We start from the raw sequence: 17718 nt of genomic DNA on the forward strand, positions 1-17718 counted from the left end.
ATTAGCACCTGTACCGCCTGCTACATCGCAGCCGTACAGCATGATGTCTGCTTGTGGGGCTAGTGAACTTTGCCACTCTTCCAACTGGCTTTTGTATTGCTCTATATTATCGGAACCCAGAGCGGTATTGCCTAATTGTAGGCTGCCAGAACTGCCGTGAGAAATAATGTGAACCGAGTTTATCGCCCCCTGAGTAGAGGCGTATTTTTCCATCTCGGAGGTGATTTGTTCGATGCCGTTTTTGGTGCGATCGAGTATTACTACCTGCTGTCCCGGCAGCACTCCCGCTGTAATTGACTCGTAATCTTCCACGCCGGAGTCAATGAAGACTAAGGAGCGCAGTGGTCGTTTTTCTAAAGAAGATTGTGAGTTAATTTGAGCGAATGTAGAACTCATAGTGGAGACTCCATAAAGGGCATTATTAGTAGATACACCCCGGATTAATCTCATCAGGCTTATTTAATTATATCTTAACACCACCTTGAGAAAATGTACACTTTTAGATTTTTTTTTGTTTTATTATTTATTTGTATTCCCATATACCTGTTGCCGGATTTGTCGAAGGGAAGTTTTGGCCACTACCGCTGGGAATAGATAGCAAATTTTATCGGAATATTCAAATACATCCCGGTGTTACATACAACTTTTTTTAACTTTATGTGGCTAAGAGTAGCCTTCTCTTAGGTATTAGAAAATGGTGCACTAATTTTCCATTTCCTCAATTTTATTAATTATATTTAGGAGTTTTTAGGGGACTGTGATATTTTACGTGTATGCACAAGGTAGTACGGATTACCTACCTTTATTTCATTCCTCTAAAACTGAATAATGTACATTTTTAATAATTATATATGCTTTGAAATTGCTAGATATTCGATACACCCAAATACTGATGCTAAGGGGGTTGGGTCGCATTTACTAACAGTAAAAACTCTGATATTAAATAGAGGTTAATGGCTGGGGAGCAATTTGTTTGTAGGCGGGTGCGGACACTTTGAGGACTGCCCTCGTCCCTAAAAACGGGATTAAAATTATTCAGGGGGATTTGATAGGATTGCAGGTTGAGTCCGAGCAAATCGTTGATTGCGATCGCGCCTGCCTCCCTAATTACAATTGCATTCGAGTCCAGTCCCCCTCGGTACGTTCCACACCCTTCATTAAATCACTCTCCTTAATTAGCAAACAGTCGAGCGCGCCCACCGCCGTTGCTGAGTGTATCACTATCTCGATCGGCATAACACGAACCAAGTCCGCTGTTTTGAGTCAGAGAACTATGCGCTTTTGGCAATTGACTTCTGTATGGTTCGAGGTAATCCGAACTGAGGATAACAAAGCCTAATTGCAGTTTGCCGGAGCGGTCGCCAGAAGTTGTGCGAACTTTGTCAATTTCTCTAAGGATAGAGGCATATTTTTGAAGTGCCGAGGTAAATTTCTCGATGCAGTCAGATTCGCCAGCCAAAATTCTGGAAACAAAATATCCACCTTCATTGATGCTGGAGTCCTTGAATACAAAGCTTTTGGATGGGGGATTTGCGTATTCCGAGGCGGGAGTCGTTTCCCTTAAAGAAGTGAACATATTCCGTCCTCCAAAAGTGAGTTGAGCGCTAGATAAACCCTGGACTCTGACCGCCAGAAGCTGCCAGCTACCTTGTTTATTTCGCTCATTCTTATTTAACCTATCTATCAGTTTCCCCTATTTCTGCGGCACTGCCATCCGCGATCGCACGGAATTTATATTCTGCGTGTTTTCCCGGACTTCCGGCAAACGCGAAATTACCTATCGATCCCATATCCTATCCGTGATACCACTTTCAAAAAAAAATCCAACTGTAAGCAGGTGCTTCAAACCTCGATAGTATTCAGTCATTCCCCTCTCTAAAATCTAAAAGGGTATGACAGTTAATTTATTGGCATCGCAACTGCACCGCTCAAGATTCTGTGGAAGATGGCGGTTTTTTCCCGGCATTGCGAATATTAATAATCTTGTTGAGCGCCTCAAACCAAAAAGCAGCCCCCATAGAAATAGCTACGCCGCTCAATATCCAACCAAACAATTTTATTATCAAAGCCGACCACAATAAATTCCCCTGCTTATCTCGTTCTAAGCTGTTCTGTTCGCTCCATCCAAAAGGCAGAGCTACCTGATCCAAAGCTCGATCGACATCCTTTTGAACTTGTGTCAGACTGCTTAAATTATTTGATTTAGTCTTAGCATTGTTTGCCACCAACTGCTCAGCGTACAAATTAACATTCGATCGCAGCATCGAATCCTTCGATAACCGATTAATAATATTAATGCTATCAGCATTAGCAGCGACAGCAATCGCAGTTCCGAGCAAAATCGCTACCCCTCTGGCATTCCGCTTGTAAACACCAGAAGCACGCTGCATCGATTGGTCAAACCAAATTTCAATTTCTTTCTGAAACCGCTGCAACTGCTCTTGAGTATCTCCGCCGCCTTTTTCAGCGCGCTGCGCTAAAATATAAAGGCTGCGTTTCAAAGATTCTGGCATACTGTCCAAGGTTTCTTGAATTTGTTGATAAATTGGACTCTCCTCTTTGATATCCATAATTTCTGCTACCGTATCTTGACTTTTTTTAACAGTAGTTAACAGATTGCTGAAACTCGGTTGCAGTTGCCCCAGCAGCGCCACCCGCTCAATTTTGCTGTCAAAACGAGCCTTGACAAATGCCATATGCCTCTGAAATTCTCTCCCTGCTAGCTCGGTTTCTGGTAGATAAACCTGAGAATCATTAATATAAAATCCTAACTTTTCCGACATCCGATCTAAGCTGTTGTTCAAACTTGCTAAATTGTTTTGATAATCTTCAACAACTCGATTGAACTCCGCAGTCAGCCACCTAAATTCTTGCTCAATAATCGGTTTAGTAGCATCCGGCAAACTCAGATTTTGTCCAATCTGTTGAATTTGTGCTAATTGTAAATTTTTAAATCTTTCCAATCGGGTTTTAGAGATAGAGCTGAGCAAACTAGAAACCTTTAAAGTCTCCAAAAGGCTAGCCGAAAAACACTCGGCTGGAATATAAGAAGGCCCACTCGATTTATTGCCGAAAACATTTTTAGTACCCGTAACTCCGTGGTAAAAATCCCCCATGCGGTGCGTAACAGAACGGAATCCCTCTGATAAAAGCCCTTTCGCGCCCTGATTCAAATCCTTGATCATGGGATTGGTGTAAATCGAATTGGCCAATTGTCCGACTCGCTTAAATTGCAGGGGATCTTTGGCGCCTTCGCTGCCGCCAGAAATCAGCACTTCGATCGACTTCTTTAAATGTTCCGCCCGCCACTGCAAAACAGTAGCAATCAGTTCCTGAATTTCCGAAGCTAGCAAGCTTAAAGTCAGGTAGATAAAGACTAAGCCAATGATAATATCTATAATTACAGGCAAGTTCATGGTATTTTCCTAGTCGCAAATAACTGCTTTCTAAGTTTACCTTCAGTTTGGGACGCTCAAAACTCTCTTAACTTATGTCAGAAATCTTTCCATTCCTGGGCCGCAAACCGAAAAATCGCTGGAATGACAGCTTTACAGACAAAGTGTGGATGCTGGCTTTTCTGTGGGCTGCAGTGCTGATTTTCGGGCTGAATCTGGGCGGCGTGGCTTTGCGGGATTGGGATGAAGGCATTGCAGCGCAGGTAAGCCGCGAAATTTGGCGCGGCAACTTAAATTGGCTGTATCCGACGATCGACTCTATGCCTTATGTCAACAAACCGCCGCTGGTACACTGGCTAATCGGGCTGTGTTTTGCAGCAGGCGGCGTCAGCGAATTGACGGCGAGGTTGGTACCGGCAATGCTGACGGCCGCTTCTGTGCCTCTGCTTTACGCCATTGGCAGGGAGTTGTTTCCCAGACGGTCGATCGCCATTTTTTCTGCCTTCGTTTATCTGACGCTGTTACCGGTGGTGCGGCACGGACGTTTGGCGATGTTGGATGGGGCGGTTTTGTGTTTTTTGCTGGGGGCGATGTGGTGTTTGCTACGATCGCGCCGCGACTTGCGCTACGCTTTGGGGGCGGGGATTGGGTTCGGACTCATTTGCCTCACTAAGGGCGTCATGTTGGGGCTGCTGTTGGCTGCTGTTGGCTGTATTTTTTTGGTTTGGGATACCCCGCGACTCCTCACTTCTGGGTATCTTTGGGGCGGATTGGCGATCGGAACATTGCCAGTAGCTGCTTGGTATTTTGCCCAATGGCTGCACTACGGCCAATATTTCATCCACACTAATTTAGTTAACGAATCTTTCCGGCGCATTTCGGAACCTGTGAGCAGTCACAAAGGCCCGCCTTGGTATTATCTTTTAGAAATTTTAAAATTAGCTTGGCCCTGGCAGTTATTTTGGCTGCAAGGGCTGCGTTTGAGTTGGGAAAATCGCAGTTTTCCCGGGCCAAAATTAGTATTGGTTTGGACTGGAGTATATCTGCTGGCTATTTCTGTGATGACTACTAAATTGCCGTGGTATGTTTTGCCAATTTATCCAGCTTTTGCTCTAGCCGTTGGCAGTTATCTCGCTGAAGTTTGGGAGCAACTGTGGCTGCCGCCAGAGCCGGTCAAAGAGGAAGCAGAAGAACGTTTTTATGCTATTTCTTTGTTGCCTCATCCCGCGATTTTGGCAATGCTGGGTGTAGTTGCTGTCGTCGGTTGCGTGTACTTCAGTGGCTGGGTACGGATCGGGGGACAAATTATGCCTCCCGAGCGTGATTTGCAGTTAATGCTGATGGTTGTAGCTTTGACAATGACAATGGCGGCCGTGTTGCTGCACCGCAAAGACCGGCAGTTTATATTAGTTTTAATTTGGGGAACTTACCTGACGCTGTTGGTATTGGTCGCTTCAGATAACTGGGTTTGGGAACTGGCGGAGGATTATCCCGTTAAGCCGATCGCCGAAATTGTCCGCACAGGAACTCCGGCCGGTCAACAAGTGTTTACTTCTCACCGCTTGGGCCGTCCCTCCCTGAATTTTTACAGTCAACGCCAAGTTATTGTGGCCGACGCGCCGACGCTCAAACAGAAATGGCAAACTCTTCCTCAACCTTATTTTCTGTTAGAAAAACCAGTTTTAAAACATTTAGGTTTGCAGAATGCTGAGATTGTCAAAACAGCCGACGATTGGGTTTTGGTAACTAAAAAGTAAGTTAATAGTTAACAGCCCCCTCCTTAGAGTGGGTGAGACAACTTTCGATTGTCTAATGTTGCTTCAGATTGACAGCCTTACCCGGAGGGGACTTGAATTTATGAGAAATCAATCGGACAGGCTCTAACCGCTAACAATCAACAGACTGCATTTCTATTTTTAACGCCGTTTCGACTCTTTGATACTCGGCCTCAACCTGTTCTAAAAGCGCGCAGGCCGGATCGGGTAAAGGCTGGTTAGCATTCGTTCCCATGCGGCCCATGATTTCGAGTTCCTCGCACAGCTCAAACAAGCGAAAAGCACCGAGAGTACCGCTAATCGACTTTAAAGAGTGAGCCGATCGCCGCAAAGCCAGCGGATCGGCGTTGCTCAAGGCCATAGAGATGCCTTGCAGCAGTTCAGGAGCTGTTTCGAGGTAAATCTCGATCGCCTCGTCCAAAGCTTCCACTTCTCGCAGTCCCTCTATAATCTTGGCACTCAGGGAATCGTGGCTCTGTGACAAAGCCCGATCGAGATTTGATGCACCGCGATCGTCGAGTGCGGGCGAATTGGGAATTGTCAGTTGTGGATTTCCTGCAACAGCCACATTCGATCGCACTTCTAATTCACTCGTTTCTCCGATCTGTTCCGCCGGGGCATCCAAACAAACAATCGGCTGCAGGCGATCGAATGCGGAGTTCGATCGAGATTTACACCCGAGCAAAGCTCGCACCAATTGGTCAATGGCGATCGGCTTGCTCAAATAGTCGTCCATCCCCGCAGCCATACACTCTTCGCGATCGCCCTGCATCGCATTTGCCGTCATCGCCACAATCCAAGGTCTCGTCGATTTTCGATTTTCGATTTTCGATTTTCGATTGTTAGATTCCTCCTCAGTCAATTTTGGATTTTGGATTCTGGATTTTCGATTATTAGATTGCTCATCTGTTGCGAAAACTTTCGATCCTCCCGTGGGATTTTTGGTCGAGTCTAGATTATTAGATTGCTCATCTGTTACGGAAATTTCTGATTCTCCCGTGTGATTTTCTAAAGTTAAATCTGCTGAAAATTGCTCGCGGATGCGGCGGGTAGTTTCCAGTCCGTCCATTTCCGGCATTTGCACATCCATCAGCACCACATCGTAAGGCTGGCGGCGCAAAGCTTCGAGCACTTCGATACCGTTTCCCGCCACATCCGCGCGATACCCCATCCGCTGTAAAATTTGCAAAGCCACCTTCTGATTCACCAAATGATCGTCAGCCAACAGAATCCGCAGGGGTAAGTCCTCAGCCAGCACGGGTATGCTTTGCAAGAAAGGCCCGCTAGTGCGCTGCCCTTTAAATTCAGTTGTCTGTTCTCCAAAAATATTGATTAAAACATTGTAAAGCTGAGATTGTTTGATGGGTTTATTCAAAAAAGCAGCAAAATCCATCTCCATAGCAGGAGAGTTAATTTCTTGCCTGCCGATCGAAGTTAGCATCACTAACGGCAACTTTTCGCAATCAGGATACCGGCGAATTTGCGCCGCTAAAGCTAAGCCGTCCATTTCCGGCATTTGCATATCCAAAACTGCCAAGTCAAACATCTCTTTAGCAGCCAGCCAATCTAAAGCCAAATGAGCCGAAGCTGAAGCCCTAGCCACCATTCCCCAAGACTGAGCTTGGAGAGTCAAAATTCTGCGGTTGGTAGCATTGTCATCGACAATTAAGACTCGCTTGCCAGCTAATTCAGGTTGAGAATTGCTCAAGCTAACTGGTAAGCAACTGTTGCAGGCAGAAACGATCGTACTGAAATAAAAAGTAGAGCCAACGGATTTCGTATTTTGGCCTAGCGGCTTGTTGCTGAGTACAGATTTGCCAGAGGCGTATTTTTCGGCAATTTCGCAAGATTCTGCCCATCCCAAATCAAAAACTGCCGACGATCTAAAATCAGCAGGAGGATTGCCCGCGACACTACCCATACTTTCCACCCACATCCTGCCGCCCATCATTTCGGCCAAACGCTTGCTAATTGCCAAACCCAATCCGGTACCGCCGTACTGCCTGCTCGTTGAAGAATCAACCTGGCTGAAAGATTTAAATAGCCGATCCATGCGATCGCTCGGAATGCCGATACCGGTATCTTTGACCGCAAAATGTATTTCGTATGCTGGGTTAATTACTACCGGTTCGCCATTAATTGCTGGCGGTTCTTTAGCGTTAGCCGCTGACACTGAAATCTTTTTGGCAGTCACCGCAACCACTACTTCTCCAGCTTCGGTAAATTTAACCGCATTACTGAGCAAGTTGATTAAAATTTGCCTCAAGCGGGTGCTATCGCCGATCGCCGTTGCCGGTACTGTACGATCGATCAAGTAACCCACTTCCAGTTTTTTTTCTGCCGCCTTGGCAGCTACCAAGTCTAGAGATTCCTCAATGCAAGTGCGGATGTCAAACGGATGTTCCTCCAAGTCCAATTTGCCCGACTCAATTTTGGAGAAATCTAGAATATCGTTGATCAGCGTCAGCAAGGCATCGCCGCTGCTGCGGATAGTTTCTACAAAATCGCGCTGTTCGCGAGTTAAGGGGGTATCCAGCAGCAAACCGGTCATGCCGATGACTCCATTCATCGGAGTGCGAATTTCGTGGCTCATGGTGGCTAAAAATTCGCTTTTGGCTCTAGTAGCCGCCAGTGCTTGATCGCGAGCTTTTGCCAAATCTACGTCGGTTTGCTGGCGTTCGAGTTCGCTTCCCACCCACTGAGCCATCAGTTTCACCAACTCTCTGTCTACAACTCGGAACGGTTCTGTCACAGGAGTCGGAGAAAAGAAGCACAGAGTGCCGTAAACTTCACCTGCCACCGTGACGGGAATGCCCATGTAAGCTTCGATGGGGAAGGCTCGATCGTCGCTGTTGAAGGAAAAACCCGAAAATCTTACCGATTCAAAGTAAATCGGTTCTTTTGCCATTGCCGTAGCCACGCAGAAGGTTTTTTCCAGATCGTAGATTTGTTCTTTGACGATCGACCTGTCGGGACACTCAACAGCCATTATTTGATAGTTGTCGCCTTGAATGCGGGACAAAATTCCCACGGACAGGCCTAAATGCCGGCATCCCATTGCCAGCAGTTCTTGGAGGCGCAAATCAAAGGTAGAGAGGTGGTTGAGCGGGTCTGTACGAGGAGCCGAAGTCACTTGGTACAACGCTTTTATTGCAGCTTCGCTTTCTCGCAGTTCTTGTTCTGTTTGCTTCCGCACGCTGATGTCCCGGGAAATGCCGATAATTTCTTGGACTTCGCCGGTTTGGGGATCGCTGATCGTGCGGCCGGTGGTTTCAAACCAAATGTATTTGCCGTCTTTGCGGCGGATGCGGTAGCTGACGGTGTAAGTAACTGGGAGCGCCAGGACTTTCCAGTGAGCTTTGGCAATGGTTTCTAAATCGTCGGGGTGAAAATAATCGTTGGGGACGCGGCCGATGAGTTCCGAAGGTTCGTATCCCAGCAAAGCCCGGCTGGCTGGGGAGACGTAAACAAACACGCCTTTGGGATCGTGTCTGGTGATCATGTCGGTTGAGTTTTCGGCCATCAACCGATAGCGGTCTTCGCTTTCATTACGTTCGAGTTGAGAATTGCCCAATGCTTCTAGCATTCGGTTAATGGCGTCGGCCAAGCTTGAGAGTTCATCTGCTCCGGCCATATGAACTCTCAAGCTTGGGTCGCCGTTGGCTGCGATGTTGCTGACGCTGGTGCTCAAGGAAGCCAATCTCGCCAAGACTAAGTTTTCTAGCAACAGCAGGGTGATCCCGCTAAATATTAAACCTACTGCCAGTATTGATAAGGTAAACAGCTCCAAGGTAGCCTGACCTTGGCGGGAGATGATGCGATCTGTCTCTACCCGCAGCAGCAACGCTAGGTTGCCGTGGATGTCGCGAATCAGGGCGTATCCTGCGACGAAGGTGTCGCTGAGTGGCTCGACTAAAATTTCTACTGATTTGAGGTGGGAAATTTTGAGTTTGAGATTTTCCAAATCCTGCCTGGATGGAGCCATGGCCTTGGCGCCGTGCGCGGAGTAGTTCGTGGCTCCGACTTTAAAATCCAAACTCGGCAATCTAAAATCTACTGACAGGTGAGTTAGTTTTGAAAGCAAACCGATTTCGCTGCTGTCGAGATAGCGTCCCACGATCAGCGTCCCGCGCGGCGGGCCTTGGGCGTTGCTGTTAAAGATCGGCTTTGAAGCAATCAGCAGCGTGGCTTCGGGCAGGGTGAGGACGCCTGTTTTGGCGGCGGGGCGATCGCCCGAGACTGTCGGTGAGTCGAGCAGCGCCTCGGTCAAGTGCTGTTTTAAGCTTTCGGGAATCGGGATTTCGGTTTGGGATTTAAGGTCGAAACCTTTGCTGAAGATCGTCTTACCGTTGGAGTCCAGCAGCACCAATAAGTTTAGTCTCAAGTAAATAAATGTCGAATCGACGAAATTTGACTTGACAAAATTTTCGTTCCGTGTTTCGACGAAAGAGTAAGTATCGTCCCACTCGGCGTAATCTTGGGCGCTGGTGTCTAAATTCGACAAGTCATCATCTAATGCGTCCAAAGCCCGTGCGACATCCTGGCGGACGTACTGTGCCTCCAGGTTGTGAAAATCATGCAGCAAAATAGTTGATGCAGTGGCATAGAGAACCACAATCAGGCTGATCAGCGCTGCACCGATGATTAATAGTGTTTTTTTTCGGAGTTGCATGGCGTCGCCCTCCTCACGGTGCTACTAGGCAACTAGCCAGGAGAGGTTTGAGACGTAGGTTGTTTAGCATTGGCGATCGCAGGCCTGCGTGTTTGGACTGTTCTGGGGTGACGAGAGCAAAGCCCTTGGTATTTCCAAGGTATCCGGTATGTTGCCCCCCACAGTCAGTGTAGTATTTTCACAGCTTTAGTTCCCTATTATGCACAACCTATGACCTACAAGTTATAACCTGACGATCGGCATCTTCAAAGGAAACGGGCGATCGAACTCAAAACAGTTCGCGTTTGATACTGACGCAGCCAGGGAGGCGGGCGGGGGAGCATCCCACTTTTTCACAGCCAAGCTAGAAGAAATTGGAGTTTTGAGGCAGGAGGCAGGAGGCAGAAGGAAAGAGGAAGAAGCAAGCAGCCAGAAGAAGTATTTTTACAAATATTTTTACAAATATTCAGATGCTCCCGGTGGGCGGTTGGTAGAACAGGCGTGCTGGGTTGAGAACCCTCACTATTATTGTACCTAAAAATATTGAGGAGAGAGCGGACTGGCGCGGCGAGTTGGGCCTGCCAAAAGGTTCTCATTCCCATAGCTGTTTTAATTTTTGTCGTTGAATAGCAATCGTTGCAGGAGTAGGGGAATAAGCCCAAAAGCCTATCCAGCCTAGAAGCTTGAACCGCCTGCAAAAATTGTTATAGCAGAGGCTAAGAATATCCGGCGACTTTTCATTTATTACATCCTAAAATAAAATATACAACAATCACAAAAATAAGTTTTTTACTTTTCTATTTTGAATTAATCAAAACTGCTAATTAAGATTTATAAATTCACAGTTTGCACAATCCTCAACAAACGGGTAGGAACGGGTTTACCCATAACATTATTCAACAGTACCCACAAATTAATACAAACCCGTTCCCACTTTCCGATCAAATCCTTTACTAACATTAGTGCCTGATATCAGTAGAAACTCATATCAGGCACTATTTGCAATCCGACGATCGCAACTTGAGTCTTTTTTACCGGATGACGGCTAAAGCACCGGCGCCTGCAGCAGCAGCGGCCGAGGAAAGAGCCGTGAAAAACAGCCACCAAGAGGCAACTTCTGCTGCTTTCCGGGTTTCTTCGGCTTGTTTTTCGGCTTGCAGTTTGATGCTTTCGAGGCGAAGCTGCGCCTCTTGCTGCAAGCGTTCTGCTCTTTGCAAGACGCTGTTGCGGCTTCTTTCAATTTGGTCGATCAAGCGGTTGGCATCTGCTTCGGAAATGTCCTCGCGGGAACTCATTAGTGCTACTAAAGTATCGCGGTTGAAATGACCCAGCCGATCGCGCAAAGCGTCAAATCCGGCTTGCGGATCGTCAAATAACTTCCGCACGTCCCGCGTAATGCCTTCGTAGTTGAGTTCAGGGCGATCGAGCGAATTGAGGTAATCCCGAATTTTTCCGAGAATCCCGTCAATTACCGACTGAATACCCTCCTGTATTTTCTGAATTTGCATTGCGAACTCGTCACGCACCGACAAAATTCCATCGACAATGCGATTGGCTTCTGCTTCAGAAATATCCGGCCGCTGAGACAGCAGAGAAACAACTGTAGCTCGATCGATGTGTGACAAGCGCTCGCCCAAACTGTAAGCGCCGACTTTCGGGTCATGCAGCAGCAGTTGCAAGTCGCGCTTGATGGCGTCGGGATTTAATTCATCCTTGCCTGTATTACGCAAATAATCTTGTAAAACACTCTGAAAATCCTGCACTTGGCTTTGCATCCGCTTTGCCAAACGGCGCGGCGCTTTCACAATCGAGCCCAGGGTTTCCTGCACTTGGTCGATAATTTGATTGACTTGTTCCTCGCTCAAATCTTGTCTCTGAGAAAGCAGTTTCACCAAAGTATCGCGATCGACTTGAGACAGGCGGCCCCGCAGCGCTAAAGCTCCTTCTTTGGGATTTTCCAGCAGTTTTGTCAAATCCCGCTTAATCCCTTCTGGATTGAGTTCTGATTTGCCCGTATTGCGGAGGTAATCTGCAAGGGCGGTTGTTGTATTGTCGTACTGATCCTTAGCTTTTTCCGCCAACTTTTGCGGGGTATGCAGGGCGCTGTGCCAAGTTTCTTCAGTGCTGTCGAGAAGCTGATTTACTTGGTCTTCGCTGAGGTCTTTCCGCTGAGATAGCAATTTTACCAAACTTTGGCGATCGAACCTAGAAGCTCTAGCTCTCAGCGCCCACATTCCCGCTTCCGGGTTGTCCAGCAGCGTTTTGAAATCGCGCTTGATGCCTTCGGGATTGAGTTCTTCTTTGCCCGTAGACTTCAAGTATTCTTGTACTCTTTGCCACTGATTGTCTAGTCGGGCTTGCGCTGCTTCTTGCAGACCTTTAGCATCTGCTAAAACTACATCTCGCGTCCTTTCCAACTCTTGAACAATCTGTTCTACTTCCTGGAATCCGAAGTTTTCGCGACCTCGGAGAATTTGCACAAAACTGTCGCGGGTGTAAGGAGAAAGCCGATCGCGCAACTGTTCGTAACTAGCGTCGGAATCCTCTAAGATTTTTTTGAAATCCCTCCCGATACCTGCTGCTGTCAGTTCTTCTTTCGGCGTCAGTTTCAAATAAGTTTCCAGTCGCCACTGCAAATCGCGAGATTTTTCTTGCTCCTCAGCAAAGATTACGGTTTGTAAAACGCGCTGTCTAATTGCTTCTAATTCCTGGGAAATTTGTTTAATTTTGTCTTGGGTAAAAACACCTCTACTAGCCAGGATTTCGGCAAAATTAGACTGTTTTAGTTTTTCTAATTCGCGGCGCACAGTTCCTGGATCGGCCGTAGGATCGTAGAGAACGTCCCGAAATTCGCGCTCGATGGCTTGGGGGTTCATCTGCCACGAATAAGTGTTGAGTAGGTAGTTTTCTACGTCTGCACGAATTGGGCTGTAAGTTACGGGTTCGCCTTTGACTTGAGCGTTAATTTTATCAGTTTGCTGGGTAACTTTGTCTTTAGCTTCTTTGAGCTGACCCACTACTTTTTCAACATCCAAGTCAGAAATATCCGTGCGACCCAATACTATTCCCATTAAAGCATTGACTGCCATTGTCGTTGCTTGGGACATCATGGTCGGGCTTTGTCCAGAATTTTGACCGCCCAGATTACCGCCCAGATTGCTGAGGACTTTTTCTACCCTACTTGCCAATTTATCTGAGACCAAATCTCCCGATTTGGCAGATTTGAGATAGTCTACTAATTGGGCGATGCCGTCTGATTGCTGCCCTTGTTTTCCTACTTGTTTCCAAGCATCTTGAAGTTGGTCTACAATCCGGTTTACGTCGCGTTTTGATAAGTCCGATCGCGAACTTACTAAATCTACGAGAGTTTGCCGATCGAGATTCGGCAAATTTTCGGTTGCAATGGTTTTTAGTTGGGGATCGTTGAGCAATTTTTCAAACTCGCTACGCATCCCTTTGATGTCTAATTCTGGCGGTTTGAGGCTTTGGATGTAGTCTTCGACGTTTTCCCGCAAGCTTGTGGGGTCGATCGCGCTACCCAGTTCGTGGCCCACTGCTGCTGCTGCTGCTTTCGCGGTGGCGACAACTTGGTTGCTGGCTGCTTTTGCGCCGATGGCCGAGGCTGCGGTGCCGACAATCGCTTGAAAACCTGATGTGGCGGTGTTGACGACGGAACCGATCAAGGAACCGACGGTGGTGGAACTCACCCAAACAAGCATTGAGAAATAGGTTGCCCACACGACTAAACCGACGATCGCACCTAAACCGGGACTGCTAATCAAGCTGAGCTTAACTGCTAGCAAGCAAGCAAAGAATAGGGCAATGGTGACGGTGACTAGCGTCCAAGTACCTACCTTTCGGCCGATGTGGCGGACTGGGGAGCTGCCGCTATCGGAGTGGTGACCGTCGTCGTCGTGGGATTGTCCCATGTACGAAAGGCCCGCGGCTACTGATAAATTTGTTAGCAATAGTTGGAAAGCGCAGGCGAGTACCACTCCAGCTATCAAGGCGATAAAAAATTGCGGCCCGGAATAGAGGAGTGCTGCGTCTTCTGTGTTTGTAGTAGTCTGCTCTACTGGCACTTGGGCCAGCCAGAACCCGATGTTATACAGTTGTGGATTTATTGGCAAATTTTGATACATAGTATATTCCTCGTTAAGGAGTGGGTGCGCGCGCTCATTGGCGCAAGTTAACCAATGTATAGTTTTAGACTCATGCCCCCAATGGCAAGCATCGCCTTATTGACGAGCTAAAGCATCCCCCTACAGTTGGAAGTCTAGAAATATGTCTGTGGCCGGCTGTCACTTTAGAAATATTTGTGCTATGTAAATTGGCAGTTGTGAAGTTGTTAGTTCTCAGGTATGAGTCAGGTGCGCTGCGGCGCATCCGAGATAGATGGTAGTAATGGTAAGTCGGATTAAAATAAGGGCAGAGGAAAATCTTTGGTCGATCGATATTAAGAGTCGGCACAGAAGCCCCGACAAATTGTTCACAATTCATCAACCAAGGCCATAGCAAATTAGTTTTCAAGGAATTCTATAGTGCAGCGAGAAAGTCATGCAATTATTATTGGTGGAAGTTTAGCAGGACTGTTGGCCTCTAGAGTATTAGCAAAACACTTCGACCGAGTAAGTATTGTTGAACGAGATTTTTTTCCTGAAAAACCCGCACCTCGCCCCGGGATTCCTCAATCCCGTCACCTTCACATCCTTTTAAATCGGGGGAAAATCATCCTAGAAGAGTTGTTTCCCGGCTTGGAAAACGAACTGGTAGCTGCTGGTGCTCCTAGGTTAAATCCGAAGTCGATCGGGTGGTTTAGTCCGGCGGGTTGGGCCCCGCAATTTAGCCCGGATCTAAATGATTTAATTATGTTCAGTCGGGATTTACTGGATTGGCAAATTCGCCGCCGGTTGGCTGAAAATACGAACGTGCATTTCCTCGAAGGAGGCACAGTAACGGGGTTGCTGGCGAATGCCTCATGCACGGAAGTTGCTGGCGTGTCGGTGCGTTTTCGCGATCGCCAAAACCCGGGTAACATCCATGCAGAAAATTTGTATGCAGATTTAGTAGTCGATGCTGGCGGCAAAGTTTCCAAAACACCTCAATGGTTGAAAAGTTTGGGCTATGAACCTCCGCAAGAAACCGCTATCAATGCTTTTGTCGGCTATGCCAGCCGCATCTATGAAGGCAGCGGTAAATTGTCAGACACTGCGCCAGTATTTGTGTCAACCGCACCGCCATTTCGCACCCGTGGCGGTGCAATTTTTCCGATCGAAGGCAATCGCTGGCTGGTGATTCTCATCGGGGGCGATCGCGATTATCCCCCGACCGACGAAGCAGGTTTTCTAGAATTTGCCCGCACTTTGCCAACCCCGACAATTTATGATGCAATTAAAGACGCAGAAGCGATAACACCTGTTTATAGTTATCGAGGTACAGAAAACCGTTTGCGCCACTACGAGCGGCTCCCTCGTTACCCTGAAAACTTAATAATTATCGGTCATGCAGTTTGCGCTTTTAACCCGATATACGGACAGGGAATGACGGTTGCTGCGCTGGATGCTCAGATGCTAGATGAATGTTTGCACAAGCAAAGAAAGCGGTATCCAGAAGGCAATTTAACAGGCTTTGCCCGAATATTTCAACAAAAACTAGCAAAATTACACACTATTCCGTGGATATTTGCCATCAGTCAGGATTCTCGCTATCCGGGAAGTGAAGGTGCAAAACTAAACCTCGCTACGCGGCTGACAATTGATTACATGGATCTGGTGTTAAAAGTGCTCGTCAGAGATGCTAAAGTTTGTCAAGCTTTTTTGGAAGTTCTGCACATGATTGAGTCCCCGGCTGTACTTTTTCATCCCAGTATTGCGCTTAAGGCGATCGGGCAATTAGTCACCGGAAGTCAGAAGACCGAATTAAGATAAAGAGTTTATACAGAATCAGGTTATTTTTGTCAATTATATTTTTTCAGTACCGATGAATGGAGATAAACGCAGATGAAATCCTATTCATCTGCGTTTATTTAACCTGATATGATGTCCGCTAGAACCTGGATGATAAAAGTGGTTGGTAGTGAGGGTTGAAGTCCTCATACTTTTATGAGGAAGCACGTGTTTACTACAAATTTATAACTGTTATTTTAGCGGACATGAGATCAAAATGTTCGGAAATCGTTGACAGCAATTAGGCTGGCGGTGACTCCGGTTAACGAAGCAATTACTTCTCTACTTCCCTTTAATTTAATCAGCGCGCTATTATTGTTTTGAGTTATTTCTAACTGGTTAAAAGTCAGACCTCCCGACAATCCGATGAAGTCCTGACCTTTGACAAAATCAGAGATAATATCGAATCCGCGATCGACACCTAAGACAAAAGTATCGTTGCCCAAACCTCCGATCAGGCTGTCATCCCCTAAATCTCCCGACAAGAAATCATCGCCAACGCAGCCGAGTAAGGTATCATTATCTTCACCGCCGTAAATTGTATCGTTTCCTTCGCAGCCGTCGATTAAGTCCTTATTCTCGTTGCCGCTGAGGAAGTCATCTCCTGCACCGCCGCACAAAGTATCGTCTGCGAGTTGTCCGAAGAGAGTATCATTGCCTTCGCTGCCTAGAATTAAATCCTGAGCTTTTCCGCCCAATAGGATATCGTTTCCTTTGCCACCGTCGATAAAATCATTACCTCGATTGCCAAAGATTAAGTCATTATCTTCTTTGCCGTTAATTGCATCGTTGCCCTCATTACCAAAGATAATATCTTCACCAAAACCACCAAGAAGGAAGTCGTTTCCTTTGCCACCAAATAAGAGGTCGTCTCCTTTGTTGCCGTCAATGAAGTCATTGTCTTCATTGCCGTTGAAGATATCCTTAAATTCGCCACCAAATAGGTTGTCGTTGCCAGTTAAAGCATCAAAGATATTGGGACTGTTGCTGCCAAAATATGCGTCCTTTCTGGGAGTACCAATTAGAAGACCGGGACGACCATTGATAATATTATCAATTTGTTCGTTGGGTTTGTTGAGATTGGGATACTCAATTTTATCGCAAATGCACTCTGTATCCGGAATGTTAACAGGCGTAGGCGTGGGTACGGGTGCTGGAGTCGGCGTGGGTACTGGTGTTGGAGTCGGTACGGGTGCTGGAGTCGGCGTGGGTACGGGTGCTGGTGTTGGAGTCGGTACGGGTGCTGGAGTCGGCGTGAATACGGGTGCAGGTGTTGGCGTGGGTACGGGTGCAGGTGTCGGCGTGGTTACAGGTGCAGGAGTTGGCGTGGTTACGGGTGCAGGTGTTGGCGTGGGTACGGGTGCAGGTGTCGGGGTTGGAGTTGGTGTGGTTGTGACTGTGGCCGCTATTGGGAAATCAAAGGGATTTTCGTCACTATCATCATTGACAAATTGCAGCGTACCTGTTTTATTTCCTGCTGCTGTGGTATCTACTTGAAGAAGCAAATTAGCACTCGCGCCGGCTGCCACAGTTGCAGGTAAGGTTCCGACTAGGCTAAATCCAGTTGGTAAGGTAAGGTTGCTGAGGTTTAAAACTGCTGTACCGAGATTTTTGACGGTAAAGGTTTTGTTGAGAGTCGTGCCAACTATGACGCTACCAAAGTCGAGCGCACTTGCAGTACCATCAGCTATATCTGTTGTCCCGTCTAAAACTTGAATTTCTGGTAATGGTGTGGTTGTGACGGAGGCCGCTATGGGGAAATCAAAGGGATTTTCGTCACTATCATCATTGACAAATTGCAGCGTACCTGTTTTATTTCCTGCTACTGTGGTATCTACTTGAAGAAGCAAATTAGCACTCGCGCCGGCTGCCACAGTTGCAGGTAAGGTTCCGACTAGGCTAAATCCAGTTGGTAAGGTAAGGTTGCTGAGGTTTAAAACTGCTGTACCGAG

General features: G+C 47.1%; 8 protein-coding genes. 2 read left to right on the forward strand and 6 right to left on the reverse strand.

What is annotated here, in order from left to right; all coding sequences use genetic code 11:
- The 3 genes from QUA71_RS26950 to QUA71_RS26960 form a co-directional block, all read right to left on the reverse strand.
- Nucleotides 1–396: DUF4347 domain-containing protein (locus QUA71_RS26950; RefSeq protein ID WP_333289815.1), on the reverse strand; the 396-nt coding region annotated here is incomplete at its 3' end.
- A gap of 775 nt (nt 397–1171) precedes the next feature.
- The gene (locus QUA71_RS26955) at nt 1172–1576 is read right to left on the reverse strand and encodes a hypothetical protein (RefSeq protein ID WP_333289816.1); all 405 of its coding nucleotides are present in this window, start codon (nt 1574–1576) and stop codon (nt 1172–1174) included.
- Nucleotides 1577–1928: 352 nt separating this feature from the next.
- Nucleotides 1929–3416 carry a hypothetical protein gene (locus QUA71_RS26960; protein ID WP_333289818.1) on the reverse strand — a complete coding sequence of 496 codons (1488 nt, stop codon included), beginning with the start codon at nt 3414–3416 and terminating at the stop codon, nt 1929–1931.
- Nucleotides 3417–3490: 74 nt separating this feature from the next.
- Here QUA71_RS26960 and QUA71_RS26965 point away from each other — a divergent pair, with 74 nt between their 5' ends.
- Nucleotides 3491–5152, forward strand: coding sequence for a glycosyltransferase family 39 protein (locus tag QUA71_RS26965; RefSeq protein WP_333289820.1), 1662 nt, complete (start codon nt 3491–3493; stop codon nt 5150–5152).
- A 130-nt stretch (nt 5153–5282) separates the two neighbouring features.
- On the opposite strand, the gene QUA71_RS26970 is transcribed toward QUA71_RS26965, so the two are convergent.
- The gene (locus tag QUA71_RS26970) at nt 5283–9842 is read right to left on the reverse strand and encodes a response regulator (RefSeq protein ID WP_333289822.1); all 4560 of its coding nucleotides are present in this window, start codon (nt 9840–9842) and stop codon (nt 5283–5285) included.
- A 1010-nt stretch (nt 9843–10852) separates the two neighbouring features.
- Nucleotides 10853–13963 (reverse strand): MFS transporter, encoded by a 3111-nt coding sequence (locus QUA71_RS26975; protein WP_333289824.1) that lies wholly within the window; start codon nt 13961–13963, stop codon nt 10853–10855.
- 399 nt (nt 13964–14362) lie between these two features.
- On the opposite strand from QUA71_RS26975, the gene QUA71_RS26980 reads away from it, so the two are divergent.
- A complete protein-coding gene (locus QUA71_RS26980; RefSeq protein ID WP_333289826.1) occupies nt 14363–15748 on the forward strand; it encodes a 2-polyprenyl-6-methoxyphenol hydroxylase-like oxidoreductase in 1386 nt (461 codons plus the stop codon).
- Nucleotides 15749–15978: 230 nt separating this feature from the next.
- Here QUA71_RS26980 and QUA71_RS26985 read toward each other — a convergent pair.
- Nucleotides 15979–17718: choice-of-anchor D domain-containing protein (locus QUA71_RS26985; RefSeq protein ID WP_333289828.1), on the reverse strand; the 1740-nt coding region annotated here is incomplete at its 5' end.

Origin of the sequence: Microcoleus sp. MON1_C5 (assembly GCF_036701875.1) — a bacterium.
Classification (GTDB): domain Bacteria; phylum Cyanobacteriota; class Cyanobacteriia; order Cyanobacteriales; family Microcoleaceae; genus Microcoleus.